Below are 14421 nucleotides of genomic sequence, written 5' to 3'. Positions count from 1 at the left end.
CGTGAATTCAATTCACGGGATTTTTTTATGATCAGAAAAAAAGAAAAGTTACAAGTATCTTTCTTCAAAAACTTTCTGATGGTGTTTTTGGTGACCAATGATAACAAATCCTAAAGCACCCGCTGACATCTGGTACGTTGAAGCGGTACCCACTCTTTTAAGCTGTTCCTCAGATAAGCTTTTGTAAAATAATAAAGTTGAATGTCTTACGGCAGAAAGTTCGGTTAATAAATCCTGAATACCTCGTCTGTTTGCATCTGTATTTGTTACATAATCATTTTCCTCAAATCCGGGCAATGCTGTTTTGTCATTTCTGGAAAAACGCAAAGCACGGTACCCAAAAATACGCTCGCAATCAATCAGATGCTGAATGATATCTTTAATCGTCCACTTTCCTTCGGCATAGCGGTAATCAAATTTATCCAATGGAATATTTTGTACAAACCTTATAAAATCATGAAGGGAAATTTCTAACTCTTCAATTAAATTAACCTGCCCGGCTTCACGAACATAATTAGCGAAGGGACCGGAATATTCTGTTTCTAATAATTGATCTGAATTCATTTTTTATAATTTATACTATTCTGTAATTACTTTTTAAACCAAATTATGCAGAGTTTCTGCTGGCATTGGTATTTCCGAAAAGTGATCTGGTTACGATTTTTTCATATACTTTGATCAACTCTTCATTCAGTTCATTTTCTTTGTTTAATTCATTAATACGCAACAAAGCATATTGTTGTATCGTTAACAATGGCAGGACAATACGCTCTCTTACCTGAATAGAAGCTATACCATCAGGATAATTTTCCATCAGTGTTTTATGTCCTGCAATTTTCAGTAATAAACGTTTTGTTTCCTGGAATTCATCGTAAATAATCTGCCAGAATTCTCCAAATTCAGGATCTTTTCGCATATAGGCTGTCAGTGGTAAAAATGACTTTGCCAGTGACATCATACTGTTTTCAAGCAACGTTTTAAAAAATAGCGAATTGTGGTACAAATCATGGATTTTATCCCATTGATTCGTTTCCTCAAAATATTTTAAAGCAGTTCCCACTCCAAAAAATCCAGGGACATTTTGTTTCAGCTGACTCCACGATCCAACAAAAGGAATCGCTCTCAGGTCAGCAAAATCCAATGACTCTGATTTACTTCTTTTAGACGGACGGCTTCCGATATTTGTTTTGGAATAATATTTCAGCGTACTCATTTTTTCCAGATACGGAATGAATTTCGGGTGATTTTTGAAACTTAAATATTTATCATATCCCAAACCGGCTAACTGTGTCAAAATCGCAGTCTCATCGGCACTTAATTCATTTTTTTCTTTGCTGAATACCTGGTTCGTCACACCCGCAGTCAGTAAATTTTCAATATTATAGCGGCAGGAATCCAAAGTTCCGAAATTGGAACTGATAGTTTGCCCCTGAACTGTAATCTGAATTTCGTTATTTTCTATTTTTGGCCCCAGAGAAGCGTAAAATTTATGTGTTTTTCCGCCACCACGTGCAGGAGGGCCGCCACGACCATCAAAGAAAATAGCTTTTATACCATATTTTCTTGAAATCTCGGTAAGCGCAATTTTAGCCTGATAAATACTCCAGTTGGCCATTAAATATCCGCCATCTTTAGTCCCGTCAGAGAAACCTAACATGATCGTTTGTTTATTTCCTCTTGCTTTTAGGTGTTTTGAATATTCAGGATTAGTGTACAACTGCTCCATAATATGGTGTGCGCTTTGTAAATCATCAACCGATTCGAAAAGCGGTATAACATCAACCGTCGGATTTTCCCAATTATTCAGTCGAATCATTGCAAAAGTCTCCATAACGTTCAGTGCGCTTTCGTTATTGCTTATAATATAACGGTTTGCACCATATTCCCCATTTGCTTTCTGTATGCTTTTGATTGCCTGAACAGATTCCAGGGTTAATCTTGTAATTTCATCCTCAAAGTCTGCAGGATTTAAGTCGCCTTTTACTTTAGATAAAACAATTAATTTTTCATCTTCAGATAATTCAAAATAATTTGCCGGAAATATTTGAGAACCGGAATTCAGGTAATAATTCACAACATCCTTAAAAACCACATCATGAATTTTGCTGTTTTGACGAATGTCTAAAGTTGCAAAGTGAAAACCAAAAAGATTTATTTTTACTAAAAAGGCTTCCAGTTCATCTAAATAAAGAGACTGGTGTTTTTCAATAATAATATCACGAATAAGGTTCAGCTGTGTTAATAATTCTTCTAAAGTAATGTAAATCTCACCTTTCGAATAAAAAACAGAACGATAAAGTTTTTGTTCAAGTTCAGACACCAATGTATCTACTCCTGAGAATGTTAGCTTACGTTTTAGATTTCTCATTTCAACATAATAACATTTCAAAATGGAGGTACGCAAACGTTCTGCCACTTTCAAAGTTATTTCGGTGGTAACGAAAGGATTTCCATCACGATCTCCTCCCGGCCAGAAACCAAGTTTTATTAATTTATTCTGAATAGCTTTTCCCTGTAGTATATTCTTTTGTAAATAATGAACGATCTCTCCCGAAGTCGCATAAAACACATTCTCCAGATACCAGATCAGCGAAACCGCTTCATCATAAGGATTTGGTTTTTCATTTTGGATAAAAGGAGTTTTTCCCAACTGGGCTAATAGTTCCTTAATTTTTAACAAATCATTTAAACGGATTGCATCAGTCAAATCGTTGATAATTCCTAAAACAGGCCCGGGATAAAATTGGGTCGGGTGCGCTGTTAATACAGTTCGTACATTAAAGTTTTCCAGGAATTCGATCAATTCATCGTCTTTTTCCTTGGCATCTGATTTTTCTTTAATATCACGCAAAGATCCACGGCCTTCCATGTTATTCACTTCCGGAAATGCAGCGTCTTCAATAGCATCAAATAATACAATCTGACGTTCTGTGTACTGAATAAATCGGAACATCAAATCGATTTTTTCCGTTTCGGAAGCGTTGTTTAAATATCGTTCAGAAAAGAAATCAAAAATTTCTTTAGGTGTTTCCTGTTTTTTGAATCCTGTCTCGCATGTTTCTGTAAATAAAGGAAGCAGTGCTCCTGTATTATCTATAGAATCAAAAGGTAATGTTATAAAAACACTGTTGTAAATGTGGTATTTTGAGAGAACATCTTGATTAAAACGCTCAATTTTGGGTAACGTATACATAATCGTGTTATAGTTGGTTGGTTAATTGGTCATAAAAAAACCCCAAGAATAAACTTGAGGTTATATTTTAATATAGCATTCAAGAAAATATTACATATTTTTAAAAATAGTATGCATCAAACGCTTCTTATCGTTTATACTTTCTTCTAGTGAAATCATAGTTTCAGTTCTGTAAACTCCCTCGATATCATCGATCATGAAGATTACCTCTTTTGCATGCTTAGTATCTTTTGCTCTGATTTTGCAAAAAATATTAAATTTTCCTGTAGTAACAGATGCAACTGTTACGAACGGTATTTGATTGATTCGCTCTAATACAAATTTAGTCTGAGATGTATTATTCAAAAATACTCCCACGTAAGCAATAAATGAATACCCTAATTTATCGTAATCTAAGGCTAGTGAAGATCCCATTATTATCCCTGCGTCTTCCATTTTTTTTACTCTAACATGTACTGTTCCAGCAGATATCAATAGCTTTTTTGCAATGTCAGTAAACGGAACTCTCGTATTGTCTATTAACATATCTAAAATCTGGTGATCTACTTCATCTAAACGAAATTTACTCATAATTCTTTAATTAATATTACTAATTGCTATAACAAAGTATAAAAATATATATAAAAAATAACAAATTCACATAAAAATTAACTTTTTATCAATCCGTTAACAAATTTAATATTTTTATTTAAATAAAAATCTGCTTTTTGATTCAAATTCGGAAAACTACCCAAGTCATCTGAATAACTCGCTCCTTTAGCGTCATATTCGTAATGTCCAAAATAATTTTCCAGCTCACCTACTTCAACTATGTAGGCATTGAAGTGAATCTTATTTTCAATCAATTCTTCTCTGTATTGTGCGACAAAATTCGTAATAATTTCGATACCATCATAATTTATTTTGATATTTTTATACATAAAATCATAAAAAACGACTTTATTTTGTGAAATATTCAAATAATCATAAAATCTGTTATCAACTAAATCGTTTTCGGAAAGTATTTTGAAAGACGAAATAAGTGAGAAAAAGATGAACTTTCTGGTAATTTCACGGCTGTAGTCGTTTGTGTAGTGGCCTGCCTCAAATAAAATTGTCGGAACGCCTAAAAACTGAAACGTATCCCCTATACAATTGATATTAAACGAATCATCAAAACGCCCCACCTGTCCGGGAATATATTCCTGCAGCACATCATTTATACCTGCAATTAAGTTAATCGCTTTTAATCGGTTATCGTTTACGTCCCTTTCTTCATTATAAGAAGGAGCTAAAAATGAAACGGTAGCAGGTTTTCCGGTGTCTCCAGCACCAAAAATAGTACGCTGATCGTGAAGGTTAAAACAGTAATGCGGTTTAAATGATTCAAAAACATTCCTTAGTACATTACTTTCCGGCTGGGTAAGATTCTGAGAATCACGGTTCAGGTCTATCTTATTGGCATTTTCACGCGTATAAAGCGCTGCCCCGTCAGGATTTAATATCGGAATACAATAAAAAGTAAAGTTCTTAAGCATTGCATTCCCAAATTCAGATCCGCTGTTTAACACATTGATAAAGTCAAAAAGTGCTTTTGTGGTGGTACTTTCATTTCCATGCATTTGAGACCATAAATAAATACGTGTTGCTCCTGTACCAATCTCGTAACTATATATAGGTTTGTCTAAAACCGATTTCCCTATAAGCTGAACCTGATTATTGGTATTTAATTTGTCTAATAGAGGCTGAATGTGATCTAAAGTCAGGTAACGTCCTTCTATGGATTGTTCTTTGTATTGGTTAAATAATTCTTCTAAATTCATTGTATTTCGATTAGTTTACAAAAGTAAACATCTTTATTTTTACATTTGTAAACAAGTAAAAAGAATCAGAATTTAGATTTGTAAACAGTAAATGAGTCTTTAATCTGTTGTTTTACAGTCGTAGTATTGACAATTGTTAATCGTGTTAATGAAATATAGTATAGTCATGTATATCAATAAGTTAAGATACTCTACTTATAGTAAAAACGTGCCATTATTTAATTTAAAGTGCTAATTTACAAGTGTAAAATAGGTTATACGGTTTCTTTTAATTACATTTGTAAACACACTAATTAATTATAATAATTTACAATGGTAAACATCGATGATTTTGTAAAAAGACTGGAAGTTATCCTCGATTATTATGGATTAAATGCCTCTGCGTTCGCAGATAAGATTGGTGTGCAACGTTCCAGCATGTCTCATCTCCTCTCCGGAAGAAACAAACCGAGTCTTGATTTCGTATTAAAAATTCTGGATGTTTTTCCGGACGTAGACTTATATTGGATCTTAAACGGTAAAGGAAGTTTCCCTAAAAAAGAAGATGAACCGAAAAATGATGCATCGGCAGTTATTGGTGAAAATGAAAAAGTAAGCCCTCCTATTTCATTAAGTGACAATTTTAACTCAGCGGATCTATTTTCACAAATTGATACTGTCGAAGATATAAAGGAAGAAAAAAGAAATCTATTCGAAACAAAAAGTTCAAATGTTGTCTCAAATGAAGATGAAATTGAAAAAATTGTATTTTTCTATAAAAACGGAACATTTAAGATATATATACCGTAATTTGAAAATAACGGATATTTGAAAAAAAAATAAAATAATTTTCATCTAAGGGATTCTTATGGGATTTGATAATACAATAAAAAACGGCCTGAATCCAGATTTGAATTTAGGCCGTTCCAGTTATAAAATAAAGAATAGTTATTTTCTCACTATAAATATCGAAGTTACTCCTGCTTCAGCCCTTACATTTACCGGAGCAAAATCACCCGTCATTGTCGGATTGTTAAAAGTCAACACTTGTCCGCCTGCATTAAGTCTCTCGGCTACATAAATCTTTTTGGTAACAGAATCATAAGCAACATCTACAGGATTCCCCAGTGTTGAATTGGGTCCATAAACTCTAATCTGATTCATTAAAGCAATTGTTCCGCCGGACATTGTAGCACTAAAAACAGTTGAAAAGTTTTTTATTACAATCAATCCCCCGTCTGTTCCTGATGCTGCGCTTGCTACGTCTGTTAAAATCATTACATCATCTGATGCTGAATAAGTTATACCATGCGAACGTGTTAAACCTGCAATTGAAACTCTTTTGGTTGCGGTAATTGCTCCCGAAGCATTACTCATATAATCTTTAAAGTAAACCAAATCCCCTGTTAAATCAGCAACAGCATATAAATCATTTCCATTAATGTGAATGCCCCACAATTTAAAATCTGTGGTAAATGTTTTCAACAAAGAAAAATTTGCAGCAGTTTTTTTATAAACAAAGAACTTATTTAGCATTCCGTTGGAAGCAAGCTGATCCTGAGCCACTACAACTATGTCTCCTGAAACAGCAGTTTCGCGGGCGTTGGTAAATTCACCGGTCAAACTACTCAGGGAAACCGTCAAATTCTCTGTACCTGCTTTCGCAGCACTTTTGATTCCGCTATAGGTTTCTAATTTATTATTTGTTCGTGAAGCTACTATAACAGCATCTGTTGTACTGTCATATGAGATTCCTTCAGCATCCAGTGATGCTATGTTAAAAGATTTTACCATTGGTGCAGTTGCCAATAAATCTGTGTAAGTAATTTTCCCAGAAGTATTACTCGAAGTAACCAATGTTAATTCAGGTACTTGTGTACTATCGTTGTTATCAGAGTCGTTACTATCGCAAGATGCAAAAAGTAAAACCAAAAATGCAGATGTAATAAATAGATTTTTCATAATTATAATTTTAGAAAGTTACTTATACTTACGATAAAATTATAATTATGGTTTTTATCTTGTTAATATTATTATTGTTTTGTTAAAAGTGATAAACTCTTTCAGGAATTTTACCTGCAATGCCGTCGTAATGTTTTTTTAATATTTGTAAATCGGCTTCATAATTTCCGGTTGGAAAAAAAGGTTTTCCGAAGTTCACTTCCTTTTTGCCCCAGTCAAAAGCTACAGGCACTATGGGAACATTCGCTTTAAGTGCTATATAATAAAAACCGCTTTTTATTTCAGCAACTTTTGTACGCGTTCCTTCCGGAGCAACAGCTAAGCGGAAAACTTCCTTGCGCTCAAAAATAGCCGCTATGGAATCTACTTTATTCAATCCTCCCGAACGGTCTAACGGTTCACCTCCCACGCTTCTGAAATAATAGCCGAACGGAAACTTAAATAATTCTTTCTTTCCAACCCAATTCATTTCTAATCCGGAAATTCCTCTCGTGAAAATTCCCAAATAAAAATCATGATTGCTGGTATGAGGCATTACCATCAGGATACATTTTTTTACTTCCGCATTTTCAATCCCCACTATCTTCCAGCCCATTAGCTTAAAAAAGATAAATTTATACAACTGTTTCTTCATTAAAATTTATTTTTTCAGGCAAAATAAAAGATTTAAATGGTATTTTTGGGTAAAACGAGGACAAAATGATTCAAAAAATATTCAGCTATCTGATTCCTATAAAAATATTTAAAAAAAAATCAGCCAGAAGCAAGGTCATTGAAGTAACCTGGGCCAATGGAGAATTAGTACTGGATTCTGAAAACACCAATTATTCTTACGGAAGCCTGCAGCGTATATTAAGGTATGGGCTCAGAACTATCGGCTATAAAAATATTCTGGAAATGGATCATATTCTTTTGCTTGGGGTTGCCGGTGGAAGTGTTATTAAAACCCTGGTCGATGAAATTGAATATAAACGTAAAATAACAGGTGTTGAAATTGATCCGGATATCATTCAGATTGCGAACCAGTATTTTAATCTCGACCAGATCAAACAGCTGGAGATTATTATTGACGATGCGTTTGAATTTGTCTTAAAAACAAAAGAGCAATACAATTTAATTATCATTGATGTTTTTGAAGACATAAAAATGCCTAATTTTCTATTTGAAAAGTTTTTTAGCGAGCGGGTCTGTTCTCTTCTGAAAAACCGGGGTTTCATCCTTTTTAATACCATGATTCTCGATGAAGCACATAATGTAAGAAACAGGAAGTACATTTCAGAAATAAATCCTAAATTGTTTACGTCAAAAATGTTGCCCCGAATAGAAGATCATAACGAATTAATAATCATTGAAAAAGTAGCCTAATTTACCCTTATGAAAACTCTTGTCTCCATTTTAAAAGCCTTGCCTGCTACAAAAGTAATTGACTCCAGTATTAATTTTTCAAAATACATTCCATTAGACTTATCGGTCACTAACAAGGAATTAGTTAAAAACAAACCTGTAAGCGCTGCCGAATTTGAAGTTTTTATTTCAAATTATTTAGAAAGAAATAATGCTGAAATTGCATTTGGCGGGTATATCGAAGGGCGGAATCTTTATCAGAGAAGCAGCATTTTTAAAGACGGATCACGGCCGGAGCGCAACATTCACATTGGATTGGATTTATGGGGAAAAGTAGAAACAAAAATTATAGCACCGCTTGATGGAAGAATCCATAGTTTTAAAAACAATATTGGTTTGGGAGATTATGGCCCTACTATCATTATGGAACATGAAGTGGAAAATGAAAAATTTTATACTTTATACGGACATTTGTCGTTAGAAAGTATAGAAAACCTTACGGTTGGTGACATTTTCAAAAAAGGGGAAAGTTTTGCGACTTTCGGAAATTCAACAGTTAACGGGGATTATGCCCCCCATTTGCATTTTCAGATTATCAATAGTATTGAAAATTACAATGGCGATTATCCGGGAGTCTGCAATATAAATGACCTGAATTTTTATATAGAAAATTGTCCCGACCCTAACTTATTATTAAAAATAACATAAATAGTTATGAAGAAAGCAATATTGATTATATGTTTGTCCTTATTAGTGGGATGTAAATCAAAAACAGTCAGCAGAGATACTGAGGACCTGAAAATTACAAAAATTGAACCGTCCGAAATTAATTCCAATCAGCAGAAAAAAGCGTATGATTTAGGGAGGAGGGTTCTGGAAACCTGTAATACCTCTAAGTTCAAACCGTTTAATGAAACTGAAGTGACACAATCGGTTATGGAAAATACCACCGAGGAGCGCCTGACAAAAACATGCCAGCGGTTCAGACAGTATTACGGAAGTTTTATTGATTTGAAATTAGACGGTGTTTACAAAACCAAACGGGAAACAATTTACCGTTATCATGCCTCTTATACCAAAAAGGTAGCCAACAAAGAGCTTCGTGTTTTTGTGAACGAAGAAAATTTAATTTCAGCCATAAAATCAATGGACTGGGAAGAGAATTTCGAAACTAAATTAAAAGAATAAAAAATATGACTTTAAAATTCCCTCTTTTTGTGTTGTTGTTCATTTCGACTCTGGCAAGTGCTCAGGAAACTATGACAGTAAACGGTTCAAAACCTTTTCCCGCTACACAGGAGTATACTTTTATCTGCGAAAAATATGCATACACCGGAGAAACAAAAGTTCAGGTGGCAAAAACAGAAAAAGGCGGAATTTTAAAATTATCAATTGCGACAGCCAGTGAGAAATCAAGGATTTCAGGTGGTGTTTATGTAGATTTAGCCAATGGCGATGTTATCGCTTGTGTAGATAAAAATGTTAAAGAGTCGGCTGATGGCAAAACAACTTCGTATTATTATTTTACGCCGGCAGAAATGGTTAAATTGAAAAAGACTGATATTAAAGGTATTAGGTTTATTATCGTCGGAGGCTCCAATACATTCGGAAATCAAACCGGATATTTTACGACAGTCAATAAGACAGACTATTTTTCCACAGCATTCGACACTTCCAAAAAATCATATGATACTGCAAAAGAAATTAGCGTTTTGTAAATAATTTTCAATACAATATGTCTTATATTTAGGATCTAATTATTAAAAAATGAATTCAAACGAAAATTTAATTGCTAAGTTCTATACGGCTTTTGGAAATGGGGACTATAAGACCATGAGCGAATGCTATCATCCAAAAATACATTTTATTGATCCTGCGTTTGGTTTGCTAAAGGAAGAACAAGTTTCTCAAATGTGGGAAATGTTGCTTTTAAGAAGCAAAGGGAATATAAAAATTGAATTTTCAAATGTGAAGGCCGATGAATTTTCGGGTTCTGCCAACTGGGTTGCCACCTATAATTTCAGCAGAACAAACAGAAATGTTGTAAACCGTATTTATGCCGAATTTGTTTTTCAGGATGGTTTGATCATTAAACATACCGATCATTTTGATATGTGGAAATGGTCCAAACAAGCTTTTGGCCTTAGCGGCCTCTTATTGGGCTGGACCGGTTTTTTTCAGGGGAAAATTCAGAAACAGGCGTTATTGTCGCTCAAAAAATTTCAGGAATCAAAATAGTTGAAATAAAAATAAACCCGACAGTTTTCAAATCTGTCGGGTTTATTTTTATTTAGAATCTTAAGAGTTAAACCAGCCTGCTACCAATTCGTCTTCAAATGAATTGGCATTTTTATGAATAAACTCGTTTGTGTTTTTATTATACGAATAATCCAAAGCCCACTCTTTATGATTTCCGGCAAGTTCTTTAATACTTTTACAGACAAAAGCAATTTCTTCGTCAGTGGTTGTTGGGTGAATAGACATTCGGATCCATCCCGGTTTTTTGATTAAATCACCAATGGTAATTTCATCGACCAATTTATTTGATGTTTCCTGATCTACATGCAATAAAAAATGCCCGTAAGTTCCGGCACAGCTGCATCCGCCGCGGGTTTGAATTCCAAATTTGTCATTCAGTAATTTTACACCTAAATTAAAATGAAGATCATCTATAAAAAAAGAAACAACCCCCAGACGGTTCTTATGCTGTCCTGCTAAAATTTTAATATTCGCTACAGCGTCCAGTTCATTAAAAACAAAATCAACAATTTCATGTTCACGCTGCAGGATATTTTCAATTCCCATTTCTTCTTTCAGCTCAATGGCCAAAGCCGTTTTTATAACCTGAAGAAATCCTGGAGTACCGCCATCTTCACGATCTTCAATATTATCAACATATTTATGTTCACCCCACGGATTTGTCCAGCTTACGGTTCCTCCTCCCGGACAGTCGGGAATCATATTATGGTATAATTTTTTATTGAAAATCAAAACACCTGAAGTTCCGGGGCCTCCTAAAAATTTATGCGGAGAGAAGAAAATAGCATCTAAGTACGATTCCGGATCTGCCGGATGCATATCAATTTCTACATAAGGTCCTGAGCAGGCAAAATCTACAAAACAAACGCCATTGTGCTGGTGCATCAGTTTGGCCGCTTCATGAAAAGGAGTTTTTAATCCCGTAACGTTCGAGCATGAAGTAATAGAGGCAATTTTTATGGTCCTGTCGCTATATTTTTTCAATAATTGTTCCAGATTATCCAGGCAAAAAAGTCCTTTTTCGCAGGAAGGAATAATTTCAACATCTGCAATCGTTTCCAGCCAGGAGGTTTGATTCGAATGATGCTCCATATGTGAAATAAAAACAATCGGTTTCTTTTCGGCAGGAACAATCGTGCAGTCTTTTAGATTTTCCGGTATTTTTAAACCCAAAATACGCTGAAATTTATTGACTACGCCCGTCATTCCGGTACCGTCGGTAATCAGAACATCGTCCTGACTGGCATTGGTATGACGCTTGATGATATTTCTGGCATGATGATATGCTTTTGTCATGGCAGTACCTGACACAGTAGTTTCAGTATGAGTATTGGCAACAAAAGGGCCAAATTCATTCAGAAGTTTCTCTTCTATCGGTCGATACAGCCTTCCACTGGCAGTCCAGTCGGTATAAATGATCTTTTTTTTGCCGTATGGAGACGTAAATTCCTGCTCTACGCCCACAATATTTTTTCTAAATTCCTGAAAATAGGTTTCTAAAGTGATGGTACTATTTTTGCTATTCATTGGGTGTGCCTGTATTTGATTGCAAATATATTGCTTTTTTATAGAATTGAGAATTTATCAATTATAAACTTCAAACATTAGATTACCTTTTGGTATCTTTAATTAAATAGTCTTTTTTATAAAAAATTATCATAATATTCTACCAGATTAATAGGGTAACAGAACTTAAACGACAACAATATGGTAAATTTATCAGTTGCAACTTTTGGTGGAGGATGTTTTTGGTGTATTGAAGCTGTGGTCCAGCATTTAAAGGGAATAGAGGCCTTAAAATCGGGATTTTCAGGTGGTTTCATCAAAAATCCGCCCTATCGTGAAGTTTGCACCGGAAGAACAGGGCATGCCGAAGTGATTCAGGTATCTTTTAATCCTGACATAATTTCATATCATGACCTGATTTTAATTTTTATGACAAGTCACGATCCCACGACTTTAAACCGTCAGGGAGGTGATAAAGGAACACAATACCGTTCGATTATTTTATATCATGATGACACTCAAAAAGAAATTGCAGAACAGGTATTTGAAGAAGTTACATCTTTATATGAAGATCCTCTTGTAACGGAACTAAAACCTTTTGAAGTCTTTTATAATGCCGAAGAAGACCATCAAAACTATTTTAATAACAATCAGGACACTCCTTACTGTGAAATCGTGATTGATCCTAAAATACAAAAATTAAAAAAAATGTACGCTGATAAATTAGCTTAACAACACAATGAAAAACTTAAAAATAAACAATAGATTTACGGTTGAATTGCCAGCAGACCCGAACGAAACCAATGAAATTCGTCAGGTTTCAAATGCCCTATTCTCTTACGTAAATCCAACAAAACCCGCTGATCCTAAACTCATTCATGCCTCTGAATCTGTAGCGGAGCTGGTGGGGATTTCTAAGGATGAAATTCAGTCGGAATCGTTTCTAAATATCTTTTCCGGTAGAGAAATCCTTCCCGGAACACGTCCGTATGCAATGTGTTATGCCGGTCACCAATTTGGGAATTGGGCAGGACAATTGGGCGACGGACGTGCCATAAACTTAACGGAAGTCGAACATAATAATCAGTTTTTTACCCTTCAGTTAAAAGGCGCCGGAAAAACGCCGTACTCCAGAACTGCTGATGGTCTGGCAGTTTTACGTTCTTCGATCAGGGAATATTTATGTGCCGAAGCCATGTATTATTTAGGTGTGCCAACTACCCGATCGCTTTCTTTAATGCTTTCGGGTGATGAAGTTTTACGTGACATTTTGTATAATGGAAATCCTGCTTACGAGAAAGGTGCAATTGTTTGTCGTGTGGCGCCATCGTTCATTCGTTTTGGAAGTTTTGAAATGATTACTTCCCGAAATGAACTGAAAAACCTGAAACAATTTGTCGAATATACCATCAAACAGTATTTCCCAGAAATTCACGGTGAGCCTACAGAACAATATTTGCAGTTTTTCCAAAAAGTGGCTGATACGACGCGCGACATGATTTTGCACTGGCAAAGAGTCGGTTTTGTCCATGGTGTCATGAATACCGATAATATGTCGATTCACGGAATTACAATTGACTACGGTCCGTACGGCTGGTTGGAAAACTACGATCCAAACTGGACGCCAAATACGACTGACAGTCAAAACAGAAGATATCGATTTGGAAATCAGCCTCAGGTCGCACAATGGAATTTGTATCAGCTGGCCAATGCCCTTTATCCGCTACTTAATGAGGCCAAACCTTTAGAAGACATTCTGGAATCTTTTATCAATACATTTGATTCGGATTATAAAGAAATGTTCCTAAGTAAATTAGGTATATTTACTTCAACTGAAACTGACAGTGGATTAATTACTGATTTGGAAGAAAATTTACAATTATCAGAGACCGACATGACAATTTTTTTCAGGAACCTGAACCGAATCAAAAAAGAGGATACGGCTGAATATGCCCTGGAAAAAATTAAAGATGCTTTTTATATTCCCGAAGAAATTGCCAACAATGTGTTGGACAACTGGATCACATGGTTTTCTTTATACCTAAAAAGATTAGAAACAGAAGAGCTTTCAGATGAAGAGCGTGTTGCTAAAATGAATGCAATAAATCCGAAGTATGTGTTAAGAAATTATATGGCGCAATTAAGTATTGATGCTGCAGATCAGGGTGATTTTTCTTTGGTGAGCGAATTGTACTCGTTGCTTCAAAAACCCTATGACGAACAGCCGGAAATGGAAAAATGGTTTGCCAAAAGACCCGATTGGGCCCGTTCTAAAGTAGGGTGTTCTATGCTTTCCTGTAGTTCTTAATATTTTTATTTTGCCACCAGATTAAAAGATTTAACGGATTAATCTCTAAAATCTTTTAATCTGTGGCT

The 14421-nt window shown here is 34.9% G+C and carries 15 protein-coding genes; 8 read left to right on the top strand and 7 right to left on the bottom strand.

Annotation, left to right across the window (positions count from 1 at the left end):
* Positions 1-48 precede the first annotated feature (48 nt).
* The 4 genes from D0817_RS22560 to D0817_RS22545 form a co-directional block, all read right to left on the bottom strand.
* The gene (locus D0817_RS22560) at positions 49-564 is read right to left on the bottom strand and encodes a DinB family protein (RefSeq protein WP_127340611.1); all 516 of its coding nucleotides are present in this window, start codon (positions 562-564) and stop codon (positions 49-51) included.
* A 43-nt stretch (positions 565-607) separates the two neighbouring features.
* On the bottom strand, positions 608-3193 hold the full coding sequence (locus D0817_RS22555) for a phosphoenolpyruvate carboxylase (RefSeq protein ID WP_127340610.1): 2586 nt from the start codon (positions 3191-3193) through the stop codon (positions 608-610).
* Positions 3194-3283: 90 nt separating this feature from the next.
* Positions 3284-3763, bottom strand: a complete 480-nt coding sequence (locus tag D0817_RS22550; protein WP_007805990.1) for an Lrp/AsnC family transcriptional regulator — start codon at positions 3761-3763, stop codon at positions 3284-3286.
* Between the two features lie 77 nt (positions 3764-3840).
* A complete protein-coding gene (locus D0817_RS22545; RefSeq protein ID WP_127340609.1) occupies positions 3841-4995 on the bottom strand; it encodes a M14 family metallopeptidase in 1155 nt (384 codons plus the stop codon).
* A 312-nt stretch (positions 4996-5307) separates the two neighbouring features.
* Between D0817_RS22545 and D0817_RS22540 the strand changes: the two genes are divergently transcribed.
* Positions 5308-5784: a helix-turn-helix transcriptional regulator gene (locus D0817_RS22540; RefSeq protein WP_127340608.1), complete on the top strand. Its 477-nt coding sequence runs from the start codon at positions 5308-5310 to the stop codon at positions 5782-5784.
* Positions 5785-5922: 138 nt separating this feature from the next.
* On the opposite strand, the gene D0817_RS22535 is transcribed toward D0817_RS22540, so the two are convergent.
* Together D0817_RS22535 and D0817_RS22530 are read right to left on the bottom strand one after the other, a co-directional pair.
* A complete protein-coding gene (locus D0817_RS22535) occupies positions 5923-6936 on the bottom strand; it encodes a hypothetical protein (protein WP_127340607.1) in 1014 nt (337 codons plus the stop codon).
* 82 nt (positions 6937-7018) lie between these two features.
* Positions 7019-7570: a 1-acyl-sn-glycerol-3-phosphate acyltransferase gene (locus D0817_RS22530; protein WP_127340606.1), complete on the bottom strand. Its 552-nt coding sequence runs from the start codon at positions 7568-7570 to the stop codon at positions 7019-7021.
* Between the two features lie 65 nt (positions 7571-7635).
* On the opposite strand from D0817_RS22530, the gene D0817_RS22525 reads away from it, so the two are divergent.
* Genes D0817_RS22525 through D0817_RS22505 form a run of 5 tightly spaced genes read left to right on the top strand, consistent with a single transcriptional unit; the run spans position 7636 to position 10518 of the window.
* Positions 7636-8301 carry a spermidine synthase gene (locus D0817_RS22525; protein ID WP_127340605.1) on the top strand — a complete coding sequence of 222 codons (666 nt, stop codon included), beginning with the start codon at positions 7636-7638 and terminating at the stop codon, positions 8299-8301.
* Between the two features lie 9 nt (positions 8302-8310).
* On the top strand, positions 8311-8988 hold the full coding sequence (locus tag D0817_RS22520) for a peptidoglycan DD-metalloendopeptidase family protein (protein ID WP_127340604.1): 678 nt from the start codon (positions 8311-8313) through the stop codon (positions 8986-8988).
* Positions 8989-8994: 6 nt separating this feature from the next.
* Positions 8995-9468 carry a hypothetical protein gene (locus D0817_RS22515; RefSeq protein WP_127340603.1) on the top strand — a complete coding sequence of 158 codons (474 nt, stop codon included), beginning with the start codon at positions 8995-8997 and terminating at the stop codon, positions 9466-9468.
* 5 nt (positions 9469-9473) lie between these two features.
* Positions 9474-9998, top strand: a complete 525-nt coding sequence (locus tag D0817_RS22510) for a hypothetical protein (protein WP_127340602.1) — start codon at positions 9474-9476, stop codon at positions 9996-9998.
* Positions 9999-10047: 49 nt separating this feature from the next.
* Entirely contained in the window at positions 10048-10518 is a 471-nt protein-coding gene (locus D0817_RS22505; RefSeq protein ID WP_127340601.1) for a nuclear transport factor 2 family protein, read from the top strand.
* A 60-nt stretch (positions 10519-10578) separates the two neighbouring features.
* On the opposite strand, the gene D0817_RS22500 is transcribed toward D0817_RS22505, so the two are convergent.
* Positions 10579-12066: an aminotransferase class V-fold PLP-dependent enzyme gene (locus tag D0817_RS22500; RefSeq protein ID WP_127340600.1), complete on the bottom strand. Its 1488-nt coding sequence runs from the start codon at positions 12064-12066 to the stop codon at positions 10579-10581.
* A gap of 180 nt (positions 12067-12246) precedes the next feature.
* Here D0817_RS22500 and msrA point away from each other — a divergent pair, with 180 nt between their 5' ends.
* Positions 12247-12777 carry a peptide-methionine (S)-S-oxide reductase MsrA gene (gene msrA, locus D0817_RS22495; protein WP_127340599.1) on the top strand — a complete coding sequence of 177 codons (531 nt, stop codon included), beginning with the start codon at positions 12247-12249 and terminating at the stop codon, positions 12775-12777.
* 7 nt (positions 12778-12784) lie between these two features.
* Positions 12785-14353: a protein adenylyltransferase SelO gene (locus D0817_RS22490; protein ID WP_127340598.1), complete on the top strand. Its 1569-nt coding sequence runs from the start codon at positions 12785-12787 to the stop codon at positions 14351-14353.
* Positions 14354-14421: the final 68 nt, after the last annotated feature.

It is taken from the genome of Flavobacterium cupreum (assembly GCF_003996965.1).
GTDB classification, from domain to species: domain Bacteria; phylum Bacteroidota; class Bacteroidia; order Flavobacteriales; family Flavobacteriaceae; genus Flavobacterium; species Flavobacterium cupreum.
This window is presented reverse-complemented; position numbering and strand designations above follow the sequence as displayed.

Excerpts from the sequence above, each read along its gene's own strand:
- D0817_RS22560 (WP_127340611.1), bottom strand. The coding sequence starts at position 564 with ATGAATTCAGATCAATTATTAGAAACAGAATATTCCGGTCCCTTCGCT.
- D0817_RS22555 (WP_127340610.1), bottom strand. The coding sequence starts at position 3,193 with ATGTATACGTTACCCAAAATTGAGCGTTTTAATCAAGATGTTCTCTCA.
- D0817_RS22550 (WP_007805990.1), bottom strand. The coding sequence starts at position 3,763 with ATGAGTAAATTTCGTTTAGATGAAGTAGATCACCAGATTTTAGATATG.
- D0817_RS22545 (WP_127340609.1), bottom strand. The coding sequence starts at position 4,995 with ATGAATTTAGAAGAATTATTTAACCAATACAAAGAACAATCCATAGAA.
- D0817_RS22540 (WP_127340608.1), top strand. The coding sequence starts at position 5,308 with ATGGTAAACATCGATGATTTTGTAAAAAGACTGGAAGTTATCCTCGAT.
- D0817_RS22535 (WP_127340607.1), bottom strand. The coding sequence starts at position 6,936 with ATGAAAAATCTATTTATTACATCTGCATTTTTGGTTTTACTTTTTGCA.
- D0817_RS22530 (WP_127340606.1), bottom strand. The coding sequence starts at position 7,570 with ATGAAGAAACAGTTGTATAAATTTATCTTTTTTAAGCTAATGGGCTGG.
- D0817_RS22525 (WP_127340605.1), top strand. The coding sequence starts at position 7,636 with ATGATTCAAAAAATATTCAGCTATCTGATTCCTATAAAAATATTTAAA.
- D0817_RS22520 (WP_127340604.1), top strand. The coding sequence starts at position 8,311 with ATGAAAACTCTTGTCTCCATTTTAAAAGCCTTGCCTGCTACAAAAGTA.
- D0817_RS22515 (WP_127340603.1), top strand. The coding sequence starts at position 8,995 with ATGAAGAAAGCAATATTGATTATATGTTTGTCCTTATTAGTGGGATGT.
- D0817_RS22510 (WP_127340602.1), top strand. The coding sequence starts at position 9,474 with ATGACTTTAAAATTCCCTCTTTTTGTGTTGTTGTTCATTTCGACTCTG.
- D0817_RS22505 (WP_127340601.1), top strand. The coding sequence starts at position 10,048 with ATGAATTCAAACGAAAATTTAATTGCTAAGTTCTATACGGCTTTTGGA.
- D0817_RS22500 (WP_127340600.1), bottom strand. The coding sequence starts at position 12,066 with ATGAATAGCAAAAATAGTACCATCACTTTAGAAACCTATTTTCAGGAA.
- msrA (WP_127340599.1), top strand. The coding sequence starts at position 12,247 with ATGGTAAATTTATCAGTTGCAACTTTTGGTGGAGGATGTTTTTGGTGT.
- D0817_RS22490 (WP_127340598.1), top strand. The coding sequence starts at position 12,785 with ATGAAAAACTTAAAAATAAACAATAGATTTACGGTTGAATTGCCAGCA.